We start from the raw sequence: 19,013 nt of genomic DNA on the forward strand, positions 1-19,013 counted from the left end.
GTTGAATCTTGCAGCAAGAACCTTCAACGGCCCACCCCTTCAATGGAGAAGGATCCCCACATGGCCAAGAGAGCCCTGTCCGGCGCGCTCGCCCTCGCCGCGGCCGCGTTCGTCGTCCCCGCGAGCACCGCGGGCAGCGCGTACGCCTCCCCGCCCGGCACCAAGGACGTCACCGCCGTCCTCTTCGAGTGGAACTTCGCCTCGGTCGCCAAGGAGTGCACCAACCGTCTGGGCCCCGCCGGTTACGGATACGTCCAGGTCTCGCCGCCCGCCGAGCACATACAGGGCTCGCAGTGGTGGACCTCGTACCAGCCCGTCAGCTACCGGATCGCCGGACGGCTCGGCGACCGTACGGCCTTCCAGAACATGGTCAGCACCTGTCACGCGGCGGGTGTGAAGGTCGTCGCCGACACGGTCATCAACCACATGTCGGCGGGCAGCGGTACCGGTACGGGCGGCTCGTCCTACACGAAGTACGCCTACCCGGGCCTGTACTCCTCGCCCGACTTCGACAACTGCACCTCGCAGATCAGCAACTACCAGGACCGCGGCAACGTCCAGAACTGCGAACTCGTCGGGCTCGCCGACCTGGACACCGGTGAGGACTACGTCCGCGGGGCCATCGCGACCTACATGAACGACCTGCTCTCGCTGGGAGTCGACGGCTTCCGCATCGACGCGGCCAAGCACATCCCGGCCGCCGACCTCGCCAACATCAAGGGCCGGCTGAGCAACTCGTCCGTGTACTGGAAGCAGGAGGCCATCTACGGCGCCGGCGAGGCCGTCCAGCCGACCGAGTACACCGGCACCGGTGACGTCCAGGAGTTCCGGTACGCGTTCGACCTCAAGCGGGTCTTCAACAACGAGAACCTCGCCTACCTCAAGAACTACGGCGAGGGCTGGGGCTATATGAGCAGCGGGGTCTCGGGCGTCTTCGTCGACAACCACGACACCGAGCGCAACGGTTCCACGCTCAGCTACAAGGACAACGCCAACTACACCCTGGCCAACGTCTTCATGCTGGCGTACCCGTACGGCGCGCCCGACATCAACTCCGGCTACGAGTTCTCCTCCACGGACGCGGGCCCGCCCAACGGCGGTACGGTCAACGCCTGTTGGCAGGACGGCTGGAAGTGCCAGCACGCCTGGCCGGAGATCCAGTCGATGGTCGCCTTCCGCAACACCACCCGGGGCGAGTCGGTCACCAACTGGTGGGACAACGGGGGCGACGCCATCGCCTTCGGCCGCGGCGGCAAGGGCTTCGTGGCCATCAACCACGAGTCGTCCTCGCTGACCCGCACCTACCAGACCTCGCTCGCGGCGGGCACGTACTGCAACGTCCAGAGCAACACCTCGGTGACCGTGAACTCCAGCGGGCAGTTCACCGCCACTCTGGGCTCCAACACGGCCCTGGCGATCCATTCGGGCAAGCCGAGCTGCTGAGGGGCCGTGCACGTCAGCTGTCGTGCGGCGACGACAGGAGACGGTCGATCTCGGCCTTCCTGTAGTAGTCGGTGCCACCGACGGTGATGTGCTTGCGCGGGGCGTTCCTCCGGCGCAGCAGGGTCCTGACCCGCTCACGCCGCTGCTCGGCGGTCCCGCTGTGGCCGGCCCGCTCCAGGAGTCCCGCGATGGCGCTGCGGGGGATGAGCCGATGGCGGCCCATCACCCGCTCGGCGGCCCGGGCGAGGTACGCCCGTGCCACGGCGGGGGCGACTCCCAGCTCCTCGGCGAGAGTCGCCGTCGTCAGGTCCTCCGGTCCGGCCAGCGCCGACTCCAGCCGTGCGACGACTTCCGGGACCCGCCCTTCCTCGCGCCGCGCCGCGTATCCCGGACGCTCGGTGTCGTACCAGAGGAACCACTCGGCCACGGCCGCCGCGTCGCGCCCGCGCCCGACCCTCCCGGGGAACGGCCTGGCCGGGTGGTTCTCGTACGACTTCGCCAGGTTGCTGACGGCCCCGGGGGTCACCCCGCGCAGCCGGGCGATGTCGGCCCACCCCCACTGCTCGCCGGGGGCATGACTCAACCGCCGGGGCTCTTCGGCCAGGCGCGGACCGGTCCACGGCACGGTGGTGCCCTCCCTGGGCCCGAAGAGGTGGCTCCGGGCCAGAGCCGCGGCGGCCTCCCGCTCGATGAGCTGGGAGTTGTGCGGGCCCGTGCGGGTCTCGGACGGGCCGAGGGGGCCTTCGGCGAGCCAGTTGCGGACGGTCTTCTCCGTGACTCCCGCCAGCTCCCGCAGCTGCCTGCGGGTGATCCAGGCATCCCCCAGTGCGGCGAGCCGCTGCTCGAACTGTTCTCGTGTCGTAGCCATCTTGTTCATCGTCGCGTATCGCGTGCCGCGCGATGCGGGCCGCCCCGGTGCGGGGGGAGGCTAGTCGTCGTACGGCCGCATGACCGTGAGCATGCTCAGCAGGACCGAGTTGATCCGGCTCGCGAGTTCGGCGGGGACCTCGATGGCCGTGGCGTTGGTGCCGTCCCGCTCGGCGAGGGTGATGAGGGCACCGCCCGGGCTGTCCAACCCGCGACGGTGGCACGGTAATTGGGCCAGTTCGTCGATCAGCCGGGCCACCGACCCCGCGGTGACCTCCTGCTCCGGTGCCGGCGCGGGCAGCGGGCGGTGGCCGTCGTGGCGCAGCCCCGCCTCGGTGAGATAGCGGGCGACATGCCTGGCCATCAGATCGATGCCGGGCTCGGCGGTTGTGGCCTCGCGATCACGGTCCCGAGGAGCCGACTGGTAGACGACCCTGTTCCTGTCGCCGGGGCCCATGCGCCGCACCTGCCAGCCGGTGACCTGGGTCAATTGCGGGGGAAGCGACTCGGGAGCACCGATGGCGAGCCGGGTGCCGTCGGCGAGGTGGACGCAGATCCGATGACAGCCTCCGCCGGTGGCCACGACCGCCGCGTCGAGTCCATTGCTCCGCAGCGCGTCCAGGACTGGTCCGTACTGCGGCTCGCCCTGTCCGTTGGAGCGTACGTAGCCGAGAAGCTCCCCGACCACGGGACCGGGGTCGGGCGTCCACTCCAGATACCCGCACTCGTTGGTACGGGTGCCGAGGAACGTACGGCGCTGCCAGAACAGCCGGGGCGCTCTCCCGCTCCGGCTGGGGCCCAGGATCAACTGGTCCCGGCTGCTGGGCAGGTTGACCACGATCTGGCCCTCCTCGGTCAGTGTGGCGTCCAGCGCGTGCGCCTTCAGGGCGTCGACCAGTGCAGACAGTTCCATCAAGGGCATTCCTTCCGCGTACACCTAATTGCACAGGTAAATCTATTGAACAAGAGTCCATGTTCGACCGTGCGTATCAAGTTCGGGCTGTAGGACGGGTAGTTGGGGTGGTCGGTTCCCGGCCTCCCGTGCGGATGACCGCCAAGAGCGCCGGTGAAATCTCTTTCTTCTCCTTGCAGGCATCTTGCTGCAACCCTTGCGTCGGAGATACGGTCTCGCCGGGGTCGGACCCGACTGAGCCGTAATCGCAAGGAGTTCCCGCCTGTGATACCGAGATGGCCGGCGCCCCCGGCGCGCCGCACCGCCCACGCCGGACGGGTCGCGGCCATCGCCGTGGCCGCCCTCGTCGCGGCGCTCGTCCAGCCCCTCGCCGCGCGCGCCGCGGCCCCGCCCGCACCCCCGTCGGACGCGGCCCTGGCCAAGACGCCCGCCCGTAACGACCTCACCCGCGAGCAGTTCTACTTCGTGCTGCCGGACCGTTTCGCCAACGGCGACACGTCGAACGACAAGGGCGGCCTCACGGGCTCCCGCCTCGAAACCGGCTACGACCCGACCGACAAGGGCTTCTACCAGGGCGGCGACCTCAAGGGGCTGACGAAGAAGCTCGACTACATCAAGGACCTCGGCACCACGGCCATCTGGATGGCGCCGATCTTCAAGAACCAGCCCGTGCAGGGCACCGGCAAGGACGCCTCGGCCGGCTACCACGGCTACTGGATCACCGACTTCACGCAGGTCGACCCGCACTTCGGCACGAACGCGGACCTGGAAAGGCTCATCGACAAGGCCCACGACAAGGGCATGAAGGTCTTCTTCGACGTCATCACCAACCACACGGCCGATGTCGTCGACTACAAGGAGAAGTCCTACTCGTACCTCTCCAAGGGCGCTTTCCCCTATCTGACGAAGGACGGCGAGCCCTTCGACGACGCCGACTACGCGGACGGGACCGGGGACTTCCCGTCCGTCGGGGCCGGCTCCTTCCCTCGTACGCCCGTCGTGCCCGCCGCGAAGAAGAACGTCAAGGTGCCGTCGTGGCTCAACGACACGTCGATGTACCACAACCGCGGAGACTCGACGTTCGCCGGCGAGAACTCCACGTACGGCGATTTCGGCGGGCTCGACGATCTGTGGACCGAGCGTCCCGAGGTCGTTAGCGGTATGGAGAAGATCTACCAGCGGTGGGTCAGGGACTACGACATCGACGGCTTCCGGATCGACACCGTGAAGCACGTCAACACGGAGTTCTGGACCCAGTGGGCCACCGCCCTCGACGCGTACGCGGCCGAGCGGGGGCGTGACGACTTCTTCATGTTCGGCGAGGTCTACTCGGCGGACACGTCGATCACCTCCCCGTACGTCACCGAGGGCCGCCTGGACTCCACGCTGGACTTCCCCTTCCAGGACGCGGCACGGGCGTACGCCTCCCAGGGCGGCAGCGCGAAGCGGCTCGCGTCGGTGTTCGGGGACGACTACAAGTACACGACCGACAAGGCCAACGCCTACGAGCAGGTCACCTTCCTCGGCAACCACGACATGGGCCGCATCGGCACGTTCCTCAAGCAGGACAACCCGAACGCGTCCGATGCCGAGCTGGTGAAGAAGGACGGGCTCGCCAACGAGCTGATGTTCCTCGGCCGCGGCAACCCGGTCGTCTACTACGGCGACGAGCAGGGCTTCACCGGCGCGGGCGGCGACAAGGACGCCCGCCAGACCATGTTCGCCTCGAAGACGGCCGACTACCTGGACGACGACGAGCTGGGCACGGACCGCACGCACGCCGAGGACGCGTACGACACGAGTGCACCGCTCTACAAGCAGATCAGTGCTCTCTCGAAGCTCCGCAAGGCCAACCCGGCCCTCGCGGACGGCGTCCAGACGGAGCGGTACGCGGCCGACGGCGCCGGCGTCTACGCCTTCTCCCGCACGGACGCGAAGAGCGGCATCGAGTACGTCGTCGCCGTGAACAACGCCGACAAGGCGAAGGAGGCGACCTTCGCGACCGGTTCGGCGGGCATGACGTTCCGCGGGATCTACGGGACGGACGGCACGGGCGATGGGGGCGAGTCCCTCAAGAGCGGCTCCGACAAGAAGGTCACCGTCACCGTCCCGGCCGGTTCCTCCGTCGTGTTCAAGGCGACGGGCAGGCTCGCACAGCCCGCGACCAAGCCGACTCTCACGCTGAAGGCACCCGCCGAGGGCGCCACCGGCACCGTAGAGATCTCCGCCGACGCCGACGGCGGACAGCTCAACCGAGTCGTCTTCGCGGCCCAGGTGGGCAACGGCAAGTGGAAGACGCTCGGCTCAGCCGACCACGCCCCGTACAAGGTCACCCAGGTCGTCGGCAAGGACGTACCGGCCGGAACAGCCCTGCGCTACAAGGCGGTTGTGATCGACTCCGCCGGGCGCACGGCGAGTACGACGGCCGTCTCCACCACCGGCACCCCGCCCGCCGAGGAGATCCCGAGCGCCTCCTCGCGCGAGTACGCGGTCGTCCACTACAAGCGCGAGGACGGCGACTACGCGGACTGGCGGCTGTACGCCTGGGGCGACATCGCCGACGGCGAGGGCACCACGTGGCCCGAGGGTCACGACTTCGTCGGCCGGGACGCGTACGGGGCCTTCGCCTACGTGAAGCTGAAGCCGGGCGCCTCGAACGTGGGCTTCCTCGTCATCGACAAGGACGGCAACAAGGACGTCTCCGCCGACCGCACGATCGACGTCACCAAGACGGGCGAGATCTGGGTCGAGCAGGGCAAGGAGGCCGTACGGACCGAACGGCCGGCCGCCGACTACCCGGCGCCGGACAAGACCAGGGCCGTACTGCACTACCAGCGCGCCGACGGGAACTACGACGGCTGGGGACTGCACACCTGGACCGGAGCCGCGGACCCCACGGACTGGTCGAAGCCCCTGGAGCCGGTGAAGACTGACGCGTATGGCGCTGTCTTCGAGGTGCCGCTCACCGAGGGTGCCACCAGCCTCAGTTACATCATCCACAAGGGCGACGAGAAGGACCTGCCCACCGACCAGTCGCTCGACCTCACGGCGAACGGCCATGAGGTGTGGCTGTTGAGCGGCCAGGAGAAGTACCTCCTTCCGCAGCCCGCGGGCAGCGCCGCCGCGCTCGACCTCACCACCTCCAAGGCGGTCTGGATCGACCGGGACACGGTCGCCTGGAACGGCAACGAGGCCGCCGCGTCGACCCAGTTGCTCTCCTCGCGCAACGGATCCATCAAGGTGAAGGACGGCGCACTCACGAGCGACGACGAGCGATGGCTGCGGCTCGACAGGGCCGCGCTCACCGACGCCCAGAAGGCGAAGTTCCCGCACCTCAAGGACTACCAGGCCTGGTCCGTCGACCCGCGCGACCGCGACCGGGTGCGCGAGGCGCTGCGCGGCCAGCTCGTCGCCTCCCAACGAGCCGCCAATGGCGCTGTGTTGGCGGCCACGGGCGTACAGATCGCGGGCGTGCTCGACGACCTTTACGGCGGTGCCACGAAGGCGGACCTCGGGCCGACGTTCGACAAGGGACGCCCGACGCTCTCCGTGTGGGCGCCCACCGCGCAGGACGTGAAGCTGGAGATCGGCGACAGGGGTGCGTCACCGAAGACCGTGCCGATGAAGCGGGACAACGCCACCGGCGTCTGGTCCGTCACCGGTCCCAAGTCCTGGCAGAACAAGGCCTATCGGTACGTCGTGAAGGTGTGGGCGCCGAGCGTCCGCGAGGTCGTCACCAACAAGGTCACCGATCCCTACTCGGTCGCCCTCGCCGCGGACTCCGAGCGCAGTCTCGTCGTCGACCTGGGCGCCAAGTCCCTTGCTCCGAGCGGCTGGTCGGGTCTGCGCAAGCCCAAGGCCGTCCCGCTGAAGGACGCGCAGATCCAGGAACTCCACATCCGGGACTTCTCCGTCGACGACAAGACGGTTCCGGCGAAGGACAAGGGCACCTACCTCGCCTTCACCGACAAGGACAGCGCGGGCTCCAGGCACCTCAAGAAGCTTGCGGAGTCCGGGACTTCGTACGTCCATCTCCTGCCCGCCTTCGACATCGCCACCATCCCGGAGAAGAAGGCGGACCAGGCGACGGCCGACTGCGACCTCTCCTCCTACGCCGCCGACTCCGAGAAGCAGCAGGAGTGCGTGGCGAAGGCCGCTGCGAAGGACGCGTACAACTGGGGCTACGACCCGTACCACTTCACGGTGCCGGAGGGCTCGTACGCCACCGATCCCGACGGGACGGACCGTACGGTCGAGTTCCGGAGGATGGTCAAGTCGCTGAACGAGGACGGTCTGCGGGTCGTCATGGACGTGGTCTACAACCACACCACCGCGAGCGGCCAGGCCGACACGAGCGTGCTCGACAAGGTGGTCCCCGGCTACTACCAGCGGCTCCTCGCCGACGGCAGCGTCGCCACCTCCACCTGCTGTGCCAACACGGCGCCCGAGAACGCCATGATGGGCAAGCTGGTCGTCGACTCGATCGTCACCTGGGCCAGGGAGTACAAGGTCGACGGCTTCCGCTTCGACCTGATGGGCCACCACCCGAAGGCCAACATCCTCGCGGTCAGGAAGGCCCTCGACGCGCTCACCCTCGCGAAGGACGGCGTCGACGGCAAGAAGATCATCCTCTACGGGGAGGGCTGGAACTTCGGCGAGATCGCGGACGACGCCCGTTTCGTCCAGGCCACCCAGAAGAACATGGCCGGGACCGGCATCGCCACCTTCTCCGACCGGGCCCGTGACGCCGTGCGCGGCGGCGGCCCCTTCGACGAGGACCCGGGCGTCCAGGGCTTCGCCTCCGGCCTCTACACCGACCCCAACTCCTCGGACGGCAACGGCACTTCGGCCGAGCAGAAGGCCCGCCTCCTGCACTACCAGGACCTGATCAAGGTGGGCCTGTCCGGCAACCTCGCCGAGTACGCCTTCACCGACACCGCAGGCAAGGAGGTCAAGGGCTCCGAGGTCGACTACAACGGGGCGCCCGCCGGCTACGCGGACGCGCCCGGGGACGCCCTCGCGTACGTGGACGCGCACGACAACGAGTCGCTGTTCGACGCGCTCGCGTTCAAGCTGCCCAAGGGCACCTCGGGCGCCGACCGGGCCCGCATGCAGGTCCTCGCCATGGCCACGGCCGCGCTCTCACAGGGCCCGGCACTGTCCCAGGCGGGCACCGACCTGCTGCGTTCCAAGTCGCTCGACCGCAACTCCTACGACAGCGGCGACTGGTTCAACGCGATCCACTGGGACTGCCGGGACGGCAACGGCTTCGGACGCGGGCTGCCGATGGCGGCCGACAACGAGTCCAAGTGGCCTTACGCCAAGCCCCTGTTGACGTCCGCGGGCCTCAAGGTGGGCTGCCCGCAGATCGAGGGCGCCTCCGCCGCGTACCAGGACCTGCTGAAGATCCGTACCAGCGAAAGAGTCTTCGGGCTCGGCACCGCCGAGCAGGTGCAGTCGAAGCTGTCCTTCCCGCTGTCGGGCAAGGACGAGACGCCCGGGGTGATCACCATGGAACTCGGTGATCTGGTCGTGGTCTTCAACGCCACCCCCGAGCGGCAGGAGCAGCGGATCGCCTCCCTGGCCGGGACGGCGTACGCGCTGCACCCTGTGCAGCGGACGGGAGCGGACTCCACCGTCAAGTCCTCTTCGTACGATCCGGAATCGGGCAGTTTCGCCGTTCCGGGACGGAGCGTGGCCGTATTCACCCGGACCGCCTGACTAGGCATTAATTTGGTGGGGCGGAACCCGAACCCCGTTCCGCCCCACCACCGTGCCCCGGGGGCTGCGCAGATGGACGGCAACGCCAACAGGACGCGTACCACCGTGCTGATCGTCGACGACATGCCGGCCAGTCGCTACGCGCTCGGGGCCGTGCTGCGCCGCGCCGGTCACCGGGTCGTCCCCGTGGCCACCGCGAGCGAGGCGCTCGTCGAACTCGACGTACGGCTGCGCGCGGGATCCCTGCCCGACGTGGCCCTCATCGACGTCGGCCTGCCGGACATGAGCGGCTTCGAACTGTGCCGCCTGCTCAAGGCGCAGCCGCCCATGTCCACGCTGCCCGTCGTCCACTTCTCCGCCGCCGCCGTGGCACCAGCCGACCGGTGCGAGGGCCTGGAGGCCGGCGGCGAGGCGTATCTGACGGTGCCCGCCGAACCCGAGGAGATCCGGGCCGTCGTACGGGCCGCGGTGCGCGCCGCCCAGACGCGCTCCGGCGCCGAGATGCTCGTACGCCGGCTGACCCTGCTGTCCCGGATGATCGTCACCGTCCAGGCCGCGCGCAACCTCACTGAACTCGCCGACGCGTCCGCCGAGGGCGCCGCCAGGCTCACCGGTGGCCCGGCCGCCGTCTTCGTCCTCGGCCCGGACGGCGAGCTGTACTACAGCAGCTCCAAGGGCCGCAGCGCCTTCGCCGTGCCGGACAGCGACGCGCAGGAGGCCGTCGTCCGGCTGATCAACCAGATGAGCAAGGGGCGCACCGGGGTGTTCCGGACCGTCGTGCCCGCGCATCTGTGGCCCATGGGCTTCTTCCGGCCCGGCGGCCGGGACGACGCCCGCCTCGTGCTCACCCTGACCCAGGACGGCCGGGCACCGGTGTGCTTCGCGACGCCCCTGCGCATACCCCGGCCCGGCGAACCCGACGACGCCGAGCTGGTCGGCCGCCTCGCCCAGGCCGCCGCACTCGCCGCCGAACCCCTGCTGATGTACCAGGTCGAACGCCATGTCGCCCTCACGCTCCAGCACAGCTTCCTGCCCCAGCCGCACCGGCTGCCCGACCTCGCCGGTGTCGACGTCGTGGTGCGCTATGTGCCCGCCTCCCAACAGACCGAGATCGGCGGCGACTTCTATGCCGCGCTGCGCACCGACGACGGGGTGCTCACCGCGGTCGGGGACGTCGTCGGGCACTCGCTGGACGCCGCCACCGTCATGGTCGAGATGCGTCACGCCCTGCGCGCCTACTGCGTCGAGGAATCCGATCCCGCGGTACTCGCCGACCGGCTCGACCACATGCTGCAGCGCTACCACCCCGAGGTCACGGCCACCGTCTGTCTGGTCCACGTCGACCCGGCCACCGGGCGCACCCGGATCGCCAACGCGGGCCACATCCCGCCGCTGATCGTCCGCGACTCGGGCAACGCCGAGTACGCCAAGGCTGCCGGGCCGCTGCTCGGGCTCGGTCTTGGCCTGCCCCGGCAGCCGCCCGTCGAGATGTTCCTCGATCCCACGGACCGGCTCCTCATGGTCACCGACGGTCTCATCGAGACCCGCGGCGTCGATCTGGCCGTCTCCATGGAGGAACTCCGCACGGCCGCGGCCGAGGCGCCGCCAGGGGTGTCCGCCCTGTGCGACACGCTTCTGGAGCGGTTCGGCGGGGCGCCGGAGGACGACATCGCGCTGCTTGCCCTGCGGCTAGGGTGAGCGCGTTGGCCTAGAACAGGAGTGCCCGTGCCGCAGATCACCGTTGACTACTCGACGTCCCTCTCCGACGCGTTCGATCGGCAGGGGTTCGCTGTCGCGCTGCATGCCGTGGTGGTGGAGACGGCTGCCGCGAGGATCGAGGCGTGCAAGACGCGGTTTCGGACCGCGGAGGATGTTGTTGTGGGGGCGGAGGCCACCGGGCATGGGCTCGTCCATGTCACGGTCGCGCTGTTGGCCGGGCGGTCCGAGGAGACGAAGCTTCTGTTGACCGAGCGGGCGCTTGAGGTTCTGCGGGGGTATGTGAAGCCGGTTGGTGGTGTGGTGTTGCATGCGTCCGCGGAGGTGCGGGACCTTGATGCGTCTTACCAGAAGTTTGTGGACTGACGTCCGGGCGGTTCGTCGGGTGCGGGTGCGTGGGGGCTGGTCGCGCAGTTCCCCGCGCCCCTAAAAGATGCGCCGTTCCCCGCGCCCCTGAAAGACAAAAGATTGCGCCGTTCCCCGCGCCCCTGACGGGGCGCGCCCCCTGAAGGGGCCCCTCTACGACGCCAGTGAGACCAAGCGGCCTATCAAGTCCGTGAATGGGCCCTCTGCTGGTTCTTCCGCGAGCATGTGGCGTAGTAGGGCGGCCATTTCGGGGTCGTAGGCGGCGCTGACTGCGGCGAGGGCCGCGAAGTCGTGGACGAGTTGGGCTTCCAGTTCGGCGCGGGGGATGCGGCGGCCGTCCAGCCAGATGAGGGCGGTCGACTCGGCCAGGGAGATCCAGGAGCGGACGACCAGTTCGAGCCGGGCGGGCGGCCGGTCGATCCGCAGATGCGCCAGGATCTGGAGGTACGCGGCCTGTCGTACGCCGTCGATGAGGGCGTTCGTGTTGGTGGAGCCGACCGCAGGGCCGCCGCGCATCAGGGCGGAGAAACCGGGCCCGTGCTGGTCGACGAAGTCGAAGTACCGCCGCATGACCCGCAGCAGCCGCGCGCCCAGCGGACCCTCCTGAGGTTCAATGAAACGTTCCGCCAGATCGTCCGAGGCACGCTTCAACGCGGCTTCGTACAGGCTGAGTTTGCCGGGAAAGTAGTGGTAGACCAGCGGGCGCGAGATGCCCGCGGCGGCTGCTATCTCGTCGATGGAGACATCGTCGGGCGAGCGTCGGCTGAACAGGTCGAGGGCGACGCCGATCAACTGCTGCCGCCGCTCCTCGACACCCATCCTGCGGCGTACCCCGGTTGTCATACGAACACCTTACCGATCGGATCCGGCCGCGAACCGGTCGGATCCGCGCGGGTGTTCACCGCGTCAGCGCAGGCCGCCGATCGACCTTCCGTCGGCCAGGGTCCCCTTCAGGCCTGCCTGCGCGCCCTGTTGGGCCCGTACGGCAAGGAGATTCCCTTGCGTGGATCCGTCGACTCCGCCCGTCGCACGGATCGACGCGGTGTCCTTGCTTCCGGCGGCGAGGAGATACCAGTCACCCGTACCGGACTTCCACAGGACGCCCGCCAGGACGTGGGAGTCCTTCGCGCCGCAGGCGGCCACGTTCTCCGCCTTCGCCGCGACCGCGCCGTACGGCTGGCCCTGGGCGTGGAACTGGGCCAGCACCCGTGTGCCGCCGCCGCGCCAGGTGTCCGCGCGGGTGCACAGCCAGTTCGCGGTACCGCTCGCGTCGGGCAGCGGCTGCCGGGCGTACTGCCAGGCGTTCACCGTGCGTACGCCCTGGCTGCGGACGGCCGCCAGGGAGCAGGCGAGCGGGGACCAGGTCGCCGCCGACGCATCACGGGGCTGCCCGGGGCTGCCCGAGGTGAGACGGGCCGGGGTCAGCTCACCGAGGTCGGTCGTCAGCCGGGTGCCCGAACGGTCCGTGAGCTCCAGCGCGTTCCACGAGCGGCACTCGCCGGTCTGCTGGGCGGGGCTGGCGAACGGCTCGGTCACCCCGTCCGCCGACCGGCCCAGACGCGAGGCTCCGGAGGAGTCGGAAGCGCCGGCCGCCGACTTCAGCAGGTCGCGGACCGTCGCCGTACGCACCCACGGTGCCGTCAGATAGCGGACGTTGCCGTCGGAGCGGCCGAGGACCACCGCGTTCGCCTCGGCGCCCGTGGCGCCGTCGACCCGCGCGAAGTCGAGGGCGGCGCCCTGCGTGCCGTCCTTCGGCTCGGCGTAGCGCGCGATGCGCAGTCCGTCGTGGAGCAGCACGACCCGGCTCTGGTCGACCTCGCCCGCGTACAGCAGCTGGGGCGGTCCGGGCGGGGCGCCCGACGGGGTGCCGGGGGTGGCCGAGACCTGCACGGACTCGCCGGGGCGTGCCCAGACGGCGAGCGCGCGGCGCAGCAGTGCCCTGTCACCGGTGAGGGCGCCGCGCGCGGGCCACACGGAGAAGTCGGTGCGTGTGGACGTCTGCCAGGCGGCGGCCGGAACGAGCGTCAGCTTGCCGGGATCCAACGCGGCCTGGGCGGAGGGGTTCTGCGCGTATGGGGGAGCGGCCGCGCCGTCGGGACCCCAGCCGTCGCCCGGCAGCCCGAGCAGCGCCCCGCACACCGCGACGGCGGCGGCCGCGGCCAGCGCCGCCTTCATGTGCTGGCGGCGGCGCATCAGGTCCGGCGGCCGGGCCTGCAGCGAGCAGGGATCGAACTCGGGGGACGCCAGCAGCCCGTACTTCGCCTCGATGTCGTCGGCCTCGGCGAGTGCGTCGTCCGGGTCCTCCTCGCCCGCCGCGGCCAGCACCCTGCGCACGTCCGCGTCGGCAAGGCGCTCAAGACCGCGCAGGACGTAGGCGGCGCGGGCCGGGGCCGACAGGGCTGACAGCCGCTGGTCCAGGGCGAGTTCGTCGGCGCCGCCGGAGCGCGGGAAGAGCCGCAGGCCCCACACCTGGGGGAGCAGCGGCGGCAGCTGCGCCCGCTTCGGCCAGGCCCTGAACGTCAGCGGGCGGCCGGCCTCCAGCGCCGTACGCAGCACCCGCAGGCGTACGTACGCGTATCCGGGATCGGCGTCGCGGCCCTCGGCGGTCTTCTGGGAGGGCAGGACCGAGGCGTCGCCGGACGTCCGGCCCCGGGGCAGCGCGCGCTGGGTGAGCGCGTGCGCTGTGAGCACCCGGCGGTTGCGGCCGAGGCTCGGCGGCAGCACCAGATAGGCGAGCCGGACGAGCCGCGGATAGTGCTCGACGAGCGCGGCCTCGGCCTGCTCGACATCGACGACCGGTCCGGGGCGGGGGTCCGGTGCGGGGCGCGGGGCGACATCCTGTGACTGCACGTTCAGCAAAACGAGCGAATCCGTGGTTGGTCACCTGGACTGCCCCGAGTCCACGGGGAGTTACGCCTCGGGCTCCACGAGCAGACGCGCGTAGTTGGCCATCGACCGCTGGTAGCGCGGCAGATGAGCGGCCAGGGCACCGAGGACGAGCGCGAGCCCCTCGCGTTCGCGGCCCAGACTCGCCAGGCACAGCGCGAGTGTGGCGCGTACGGCGTCGTCCAACTCGTCCGAGGGTGCGACGAGTTCCGGTGTCAGCAGCTTGACGCCCTCCTCCGGCTGCCCGGTGTTCCGCAGCGAGCTGGAGAGCTGGATCTTGGCCCGCCGGCCGCGGTAGCCGTCGAGCCCGCGCGCCAGCGCCTCCCGGTACAGCGGCACGGCCCGGTCCGAGTGGCCCGTCGAGTCCCAGGCACAGGCCCGCTCGAACGGGCCGACCGGGCTGTCGGCGGGCAGCTCGGCGACCAGCGCGTCGATCACCGCGCGGAAGTCGGCCTCCTGCTCCTCGGCATAGTCGTCGAAGGCGGCCCAGGCGGCCGTCACCCGCTCGTCCCAGTCAGCATCGATGGTCGTCACGGGCCCACCCTCGCACAGGCGTGAGGCCGCCGATGTGGCGCGCGTCACTGTGATGTGTCCGGTGATGCCGTAAACACGGAGGCGATTGAGCGCCGGGCGTGCGGGAGCCGTATCCGAAGGCAGAGCCCTCTACCGGGGCTCTCAGCGGCGTGGGCCGGAACCGAGCCGGAGGTACGTACGAATGCGTTTGACGAGGAAGAGGCTCGCGGTCGGTACGGCCGGGGCGGTCACGGCACTGCTGGCGGTGACCGGCTGCGGGTCCGAGGACAGCGGGGAGAAGGTCCCCGAGACCGCGAGCGGGAGCCTGGAGCAGATCGCGAGCGAGGCGGGCTGCAAGCCGGACATGCAGACGGATGCGGACACGATCCGGCAGGCCATCTGCAAGACCAAGGGCGGCAAGTACATCCTCGCGACCTTCGCCACCGACCGCGGTCAGCGCGAGTGGCTGAACGGGGCGAAGGACTACGGCGGCTACTACCTCGTCGGCCGCAAGTGGGTCGCCGTCGGCGAGCAGAAGACGGTCACCGCACTGCGCGGCCAGCTCGGCGGGACCATGGAGGAAGGCTCCGAGCACATGAACCCCGGCGGCAGCCACAACAGCGGCGGCCACAGCAGCTGACCGCGTCGACCGCGCCGACCGGCGGGGTTCGAGGGCATTCGGACGAAGGCATTCGGGGCAAGCGAAAGCCGGCGGTGGGAAATCCCACCGCCGGCTTTCTCGTGCTTACTGCCTGTTGCTCACTGCCTCTGTGTTACTGGCAGTCCTGACCGCTGTTGATGCAGTCGACCACCTGGTTCATCGTGTTCTCGTCGAAGAAGTTGATGAAGTCGTTGTGGTCGGTGATCGGCTTGTGCAGCTGGTCCGGGAAGGAGTCCACCGCGAAGGCGTTCTGTACCTGCCCGTTCTGGATCTGCGGCGCATCTACGTCGTAGACCAGGCGGACCTGGAGCTGGGGGATGGCCTGGAAACCGTTGCCACAGGTGCCGTCCGCCTGGACGAAGGACACGTGCGTGCGGTGGTTGGCCGAGTCGATGTTCTGACCGTCCCAGCAGCTCTGGAAGTTGGTCGTGCGCACCACGGAGCTGCCCTGGGGGCAGATCGGGTACTTGTCCGTCAGCTGACGGTCCTCGAAGCCGGTGCAGCTCCAGTTGGTGTTGGCGTTGGCGAGGCCGTTCACGAAGGACTTGGCGTCACCGGTGATGATGCGAAGGGCCGTGGGCATCGCGACCACATCGCCCTGCTGGTTGCCCACGAACTTCAGCTGGGCCTCGGCCGGCTGGAGGATCGTGCCGACGTTGCCGTCCTGACCGCCACCGGGGGCGTTCGCGTCGATGTCGTCCTGACCGTCCTGCACACGCAGCACCGGCCAGAAGTACGACGACTTGTCACCCTGGTTCTGGCAGGTGGTGTCCGCCGCAGCCAGGTCCTGGTCGCTCGCGAAAGCGTCGTTGTCCTGGTTGCCGACGTAGTCGTGCTGGTGCTGGGCACCGTTGCTGACACCGGGAGCGACGATCACGTTGTCCGAGTTGCGGTTCTCGTTCTCGTTCGTGCCACAGTTCGTGGTGAACGTGCCCGTGGAACCACCGTCCCCATTCGCGGGGAGCCCGTTCGGACCGACGCCCTTCGCGCCACCGGTCGGCTGGACCTGGGTGATGTCCTGGAAGTCGGCGGCCGCGGGACCGTTGCCGTCCTGGCCACCGTTGCCCTGGTCCTGCCCGTTGCCCTGGTCCTGACCCTGGTCCTGGCCGTTGTCCTGACCCTGGTCCTGACCTTGATCCTGGCCGTTGTCCTGGCCCTGATCCTGACCGTTGCCGCCCTGGCCCTCACCGGCGGCGGGCTGGTCGGCCGGCACACCCTCACACCCGGCGAGCTGGTCGGCTCCCTGCGGGGCCTTGCCCCCCTTGCGCTTGATGCTGTTGTTGATCCGGTCGATCGTGGCCGTCCGCTTGGACTTCAGCGGACTGAGGATGGCGTTGTTGACGTAGCTGGAGTCCCCCGCCTGGGCCTGGCGTGTGTCGGCGAGGCGCTTGTACGCCTCGGTGACCTGCTGGTCGAGCTTCGCCAGCTCCTTGTCGACACCGGCGCGTGCGCCCCTCGGTACGTCGGTCAGCTGCTGGCCGACGTCCGGACATTTGATCGTCGCCACTCCGGCGGCCGTCGTCTGCGCGTTCTGCGTCGAGTTCTTGCCCTCGCCCGCAGAAGCGTAGATGTTGGCCGCCAGCAGACCGCCGCCACCCAGCGCGAGAGCCGCCGATGCGGCTATCGCCCGGTTGGCGAGCGTGGAGCGGCGTTTACGGTTTGTGCGTCCCATGGAACTCCTCTGGCTTCCTTGCGGGGGCATTGAGGCGCCCGACAGGAGGTGAAGCGGCTCCGTTCAATACGGAGGGGGTTCCTGAGGCGTTCAGTGGTCCAAGAAATTGGTGAGAGTTCGGGGACGCAATCCCGGCGCAAGGGGCCCAGAAGCCCCTGAAACAACGGCAGTTGAGCGGGGTTTATTGAATATCATTCAGCGAAAGCGGAACCTCGGACCCGTCTCCTGGCGGATCTCCGGACGACCGCCGCCGATCTTTCCCGATCCTCGTTCGGGACCCTTTCAGCGGTCCTGGTCCAAATAGGCGAGAACGGCCAGGACGCGACGGTTGTCGTCGTCCGAGACCTCAAGCCCCAGCTTCGCGAAGATGTTGGACGTGTGCTTTGCGATCGCCCGCTCCGTGACCACCAGTTGGCCCGCGATCGCCGCATTCGACCTGCCCTGCGCCATCAGTTCCAAAACCTCCAGCTCGCGCGGAGTCACCCGGCCCAGCGGCCGGTCGTCCGCCTGCCGCCGCGTCAGCAGCTGCTGGATGACCTGCGGATCCATCGCCGTACCGCCCGCCGCGACCCGCCGCACGGCGTCAATGAACTGCTCGGCGTCGAACACCCGGTCCTTGAGCAGATAGCCGACCCCGCCGGCCCCGTCGGCGAGCAGCTCGCGCGCGTACAACTGCTCCACGTGCTGCGAGAGGACCAGCACCGGCAGCCCCGGTCTCGCCCGCCGGGCCGCCAGCGCGCACTGCAGCCCCTCGTCCGTGTGCGAGGGCGGCAGACGTACGTCGACGACGGCGATGTCCGGGGTCAACTCGGCCAGTGCCCGGGTGAGTTCGGGCCCGGTCTCGACGGCCGCGGCGATCTCGAAGTCGTACGCCTCCAGCAGCCGGACCAGTCCGTCGCGCAGCAGGAACAGGTCTTCGGCTAGGACAACTCGCAAGGGATCTCCATGGTCACCATGGTGGGGCCGCCCGCGGGACTGCTGACGGCCAGGACGCCGTCGAATGTACCCAGTCGCCGCTCGACTCCGGAGAGTCCCGAACCCGCGCCGATCGTGGCGCCCCCGCCGCCGTCGTCGGTGACGGCGATCCGCAGCATGCCGCCGTGCTCCGGGGAGTGGTGGATGTCGACCCAGATCCGGTCCGCCCCCGAGTGCTTGACGGCGTTGGTGAGGACCTCGCTGACGGCGAAGTACGCGGCCGCCTCCACCGGTTCGCCCGCCCGGCCCGGCAACTCCACGTCCACCTCCGTGCTGATCGGCAGCCGCAGCGCCAACGCCCGTACGGCGTCGCCGAGTCCGCGCTCCGCGAGCACGGGCGGGTGGATGCCGCGTACGAGGTCACGCAGTTCGGTGAGTGCCTCGGCGGAGGACTTGCGGGCCTGCGCGAGCAGCTGCCTGGCCTTCGCCGGGTCCTTCTCGACCAGGGCCTCGATGGTGCCGAGATCCATGCCCATCGCGACCAGCCTGGCCTGCGCCCCGTCGTGCAGATCCCGTTCGATACGGCGCAGTTCGGCCGCCGAGGTGTCGACGGCGTCGCGCCGGGTCTCGGTGAGCACACGGACGCGCTCGGCGAGCTCGCCCTGGCCGGACGCGAGGACGGACCGGGTCAGCAGGAAGTGGACCCGCAGTAGCAGGGGAGCGGTGTACACGCCGGTGACGAGCAGGGCCGCTCCCAGCGCGGCCGCGGCGAGGGCGCTGAGCTGCCCGCTGATGGGCACGAACCCGTACCACCAGCCGACACGGGTGCCGTCCGTGAAGACCTGCCACAGCCCGGCACCCAGCGCGAACCCCTCGAAGGGGTAGGTGAGCAGCGCGGCGGGCAGCAGCGCGGTGACGAAGCCCGCGATCATGTCGACCGGCAGCCACATCAGGTCCCGCCAGGTCGCCGGATCGCCGAGCAGCCGGAAGCACCGGGTCCAGGGGTTCGCGTCCTTCGGGACCGGCCGGTACGCGGGCGGGATCCGCACCCCGCACCACTGGGCCGCCACCAGCCGCCGCCAGTTCGCGAAGCCGCGTACGCCCGCCAGCACCCACGGTGTCGTGACGATGCCGATGCCCAGCGGCACGAGGACGATCGACACGACGGACAGGACGAAGAGGGTGATCGACCCGACCGGCACCACGACGGCCAGCACCAGGGACCGCACCCCGGCGAGCGCGGCGGTACGCAGCCTGCCGCCGCCGGTGCCGTTGTCCCCGGTCCCGTTGTCCCCGTTCGTGTGGTCCCCGTTCGTGTTCATGCCCTCAGTCTCGCCGAG

Annotated in this window: 13 protein-coding genes; 5 read left to right on the forward strand and 8 right to left on the reverse strand. The window is 69.7% G+C overall.

Translation table 11 applies throughout. From position 1 onward, the window contains the following. Positions 1-60 precede the first annotated feature (60 nt). Positions 61-1,443: an alpha-amylase family protein gene (locus tag ACFWXQ_RS43310; RefSeq protein WP_383939889.1), complete on the forward strand. Its 1,383-nt coding sequence runs from the start codon at positions 61-63 to the stop codon at positions 1,441-1,443. A gap of 13 nt (positions 1,444-1,456) precedes the next feature. Here the strand turns inward: ACFWXQ_RS43310 and ACFWXQ_RS43315 are convergent, their stop codons facing one another. After that, entirely contained in the window at positions 1,457-2,311 is an 855-nt protein-coding gene (locus ACFWXQ_RS43315; protein WP_383939886.1) for a hypothetical protein, read from the reverse strand. A 60-nt stretch (positions 2,312-2,371) separates the two neighbouring features. Beyond that, positions 2,372-3,223 (reverse strand): hypothetical protein, encoded by an 852-nt coding sequence (locus tag ACFWXQ_RS43320; protein WP_383939883.1) that lies wholly within the window; start codon positions 3,221-3,223, stop codon positions 2,372-2,374. A gap of 264 nt (positions 3,224-3,487) precedes the next feature. Between ACFWXQ_RS43320 and pulA the strand changes: the two genes are divergently transcribed. The 3 genes from pulA (at position 3,488) to ACFWXQ_RS43335 (ending at position 11,026) form a co-directional block, all read left to right on the forward strand. Beyond that, positions 3,488-8,944, forward strand: a complete 5,457-nt coding sequence (gene pulA / locus ACFWXQ_RS43325) for a pullulanase-type alpha-1,6-glucosidase (RefSeq protein WP_383939880.1) — start codon at positions 3,488-3,490, stop codon at positions 8,942-8,944. A gap of 72 nt (positions 8,945-9,016) precedes the next feature. Then, a complete protein-coding gene (locus tag ACFWXQ_RS43330) occupies positions 9,017-10,642 on the forward strand; it encodes a SpoIIE family protein phosphatase (RefSeq protein ID WP_383939877.1) in 1,626 nt (541 codons plus the stop codon). Between the two features lie 27 nt (positions 10,643-10,669). Continuing rightward, positions 10,670-11,026, forward strand: a complete 357-nt coding sequence (locus ACFWXQ_RS43335; RefSeq protein WP_383939874.1) for a 5-carboxymethyl-2-hydroxymuconate Delta-isomerase — start codon at positions 10,670-10,672, stop codon at positions 11,024-11,026. Between the two features lie 153 nt (positions 11,027-11,179). Here the strand turns inward: ACFWXQ_RS43335 and ACFWXQ_RS43340 are convergent, their stop codons facing one another. The 3 genes from ACFWXQ_RS43340 to ACFWXQ_RS43350 all read right to left on the reverse strand — a co-directional run bounded on the left by ACFWXQ_RS43340 (position 11,180) and on the right by ACFWXQ_RS43350 (position 14,464). After that, on the reverse strand, positions 11,180-11,869 hold the full coding sequence (locus ACFWXQ_RS43340) for a TetR/AcrR family transcriptional regulator (RefSeq protein WP_383939871.1): 690 nt from the start codon (positions 11,867-11,869) through the stop codon (positions 11,180-11,182). 63 nt (positions 11,870-11,932) lie between these two features. After that, entirely contained in the window at positions 11,933-13,876 is a 1,944-nt protein-coding gene (locus ACFWXQ_RS43345) for a hypothetical protein (RefSeq protein WP_383939868.1), read from the reverse strand. Between the two features lie 60 nt (positions 13,877-13,936). Continuing rightward, a complete protein-coding gene (locus ACFWXQ_RS43350) occupies positions 13,937-14,464 on the reverse strand; it encodes a tetratricopeptide repeat protein (RefSeq protein ID WP_383939924.1) in 528 nt (175 codons plus the stop codon). Between the two features lie 163 nt (positions 14,465-14,627). Here ACFWXQ_RS43350 and ACFWXQ_RS43355 point away from each other — a divergent pair, with 163 nt between their 5' ends. Beyond that, on the forward strand, positions 14,628-15,065 hold the full coding sequence (locus ACFWXQ_RS43355; protein ID WP_383939866.1) for a hypothetical protein: 438 nt from the start codon (positions 14,628-14,630) through the stop codon (positions 15,063-15,065). 133 nt (positions 15,066-15,198) lie between these two features. Here the strand turns inward: ACFWXQ_RS43355 and ACFWXQ_RS43360 are convergent, their stop codons facing one another. The 3 genes from ACFWXQ_RS43360 to ACFWXQ_RS43370 form a co-directional block, all read right to left on the reverse strand. Continuing rightward, positions 15,199-16,758, reverse strand: coding sequence for a DUF1996 domain-containing protein (locus ACFWXQ_RS43360; protein WP_383939863.1), 1,560 nt, complete (start codon positions 16,756-16,758; stop codon positions 15,199-15,201). Positions 16,759-17,040: 282 nt separating this feature from the next. Next, positions 17,041-17,694, reverse strand: coding sequence for a LuxR C-terminal-related transcriptional regulator (locus ACFWXQ_RS43365; RefSeq protein ID WP_383939861.1), 654 nt, complete (start codon positions 17,692-17,694; stop codon positions 17,041-17,043). Beyond that, complete coding sequence (locus ACFWXQ_RS43370; protein ID WP_383939857.1) at positions 17,679-18,995, reverse strand: sensor histidine kinase; 1,317 nt, start codon at positions 18,993-18,995, stop codon at positions 17,679-17,681. Before ACFWXQ_RS43370 ends, ACFWXQ_RS43365 begins: the two co-directional genes overlap by 16 nt. Between the last annotated feature and the right edge of the window lie 18 nt (positions 18,996-19,013).

Origin of the sequence: Streptomyces sp. NPDC058697, from assembly GCF_042715345.1 — a bacterium.
Lineage (GTDB): Bacteria > Actinomycetota > Actinomycetes > Streptomycetales > Streptomycetaceae > Streptomyces > Streptomyces liliifuscus.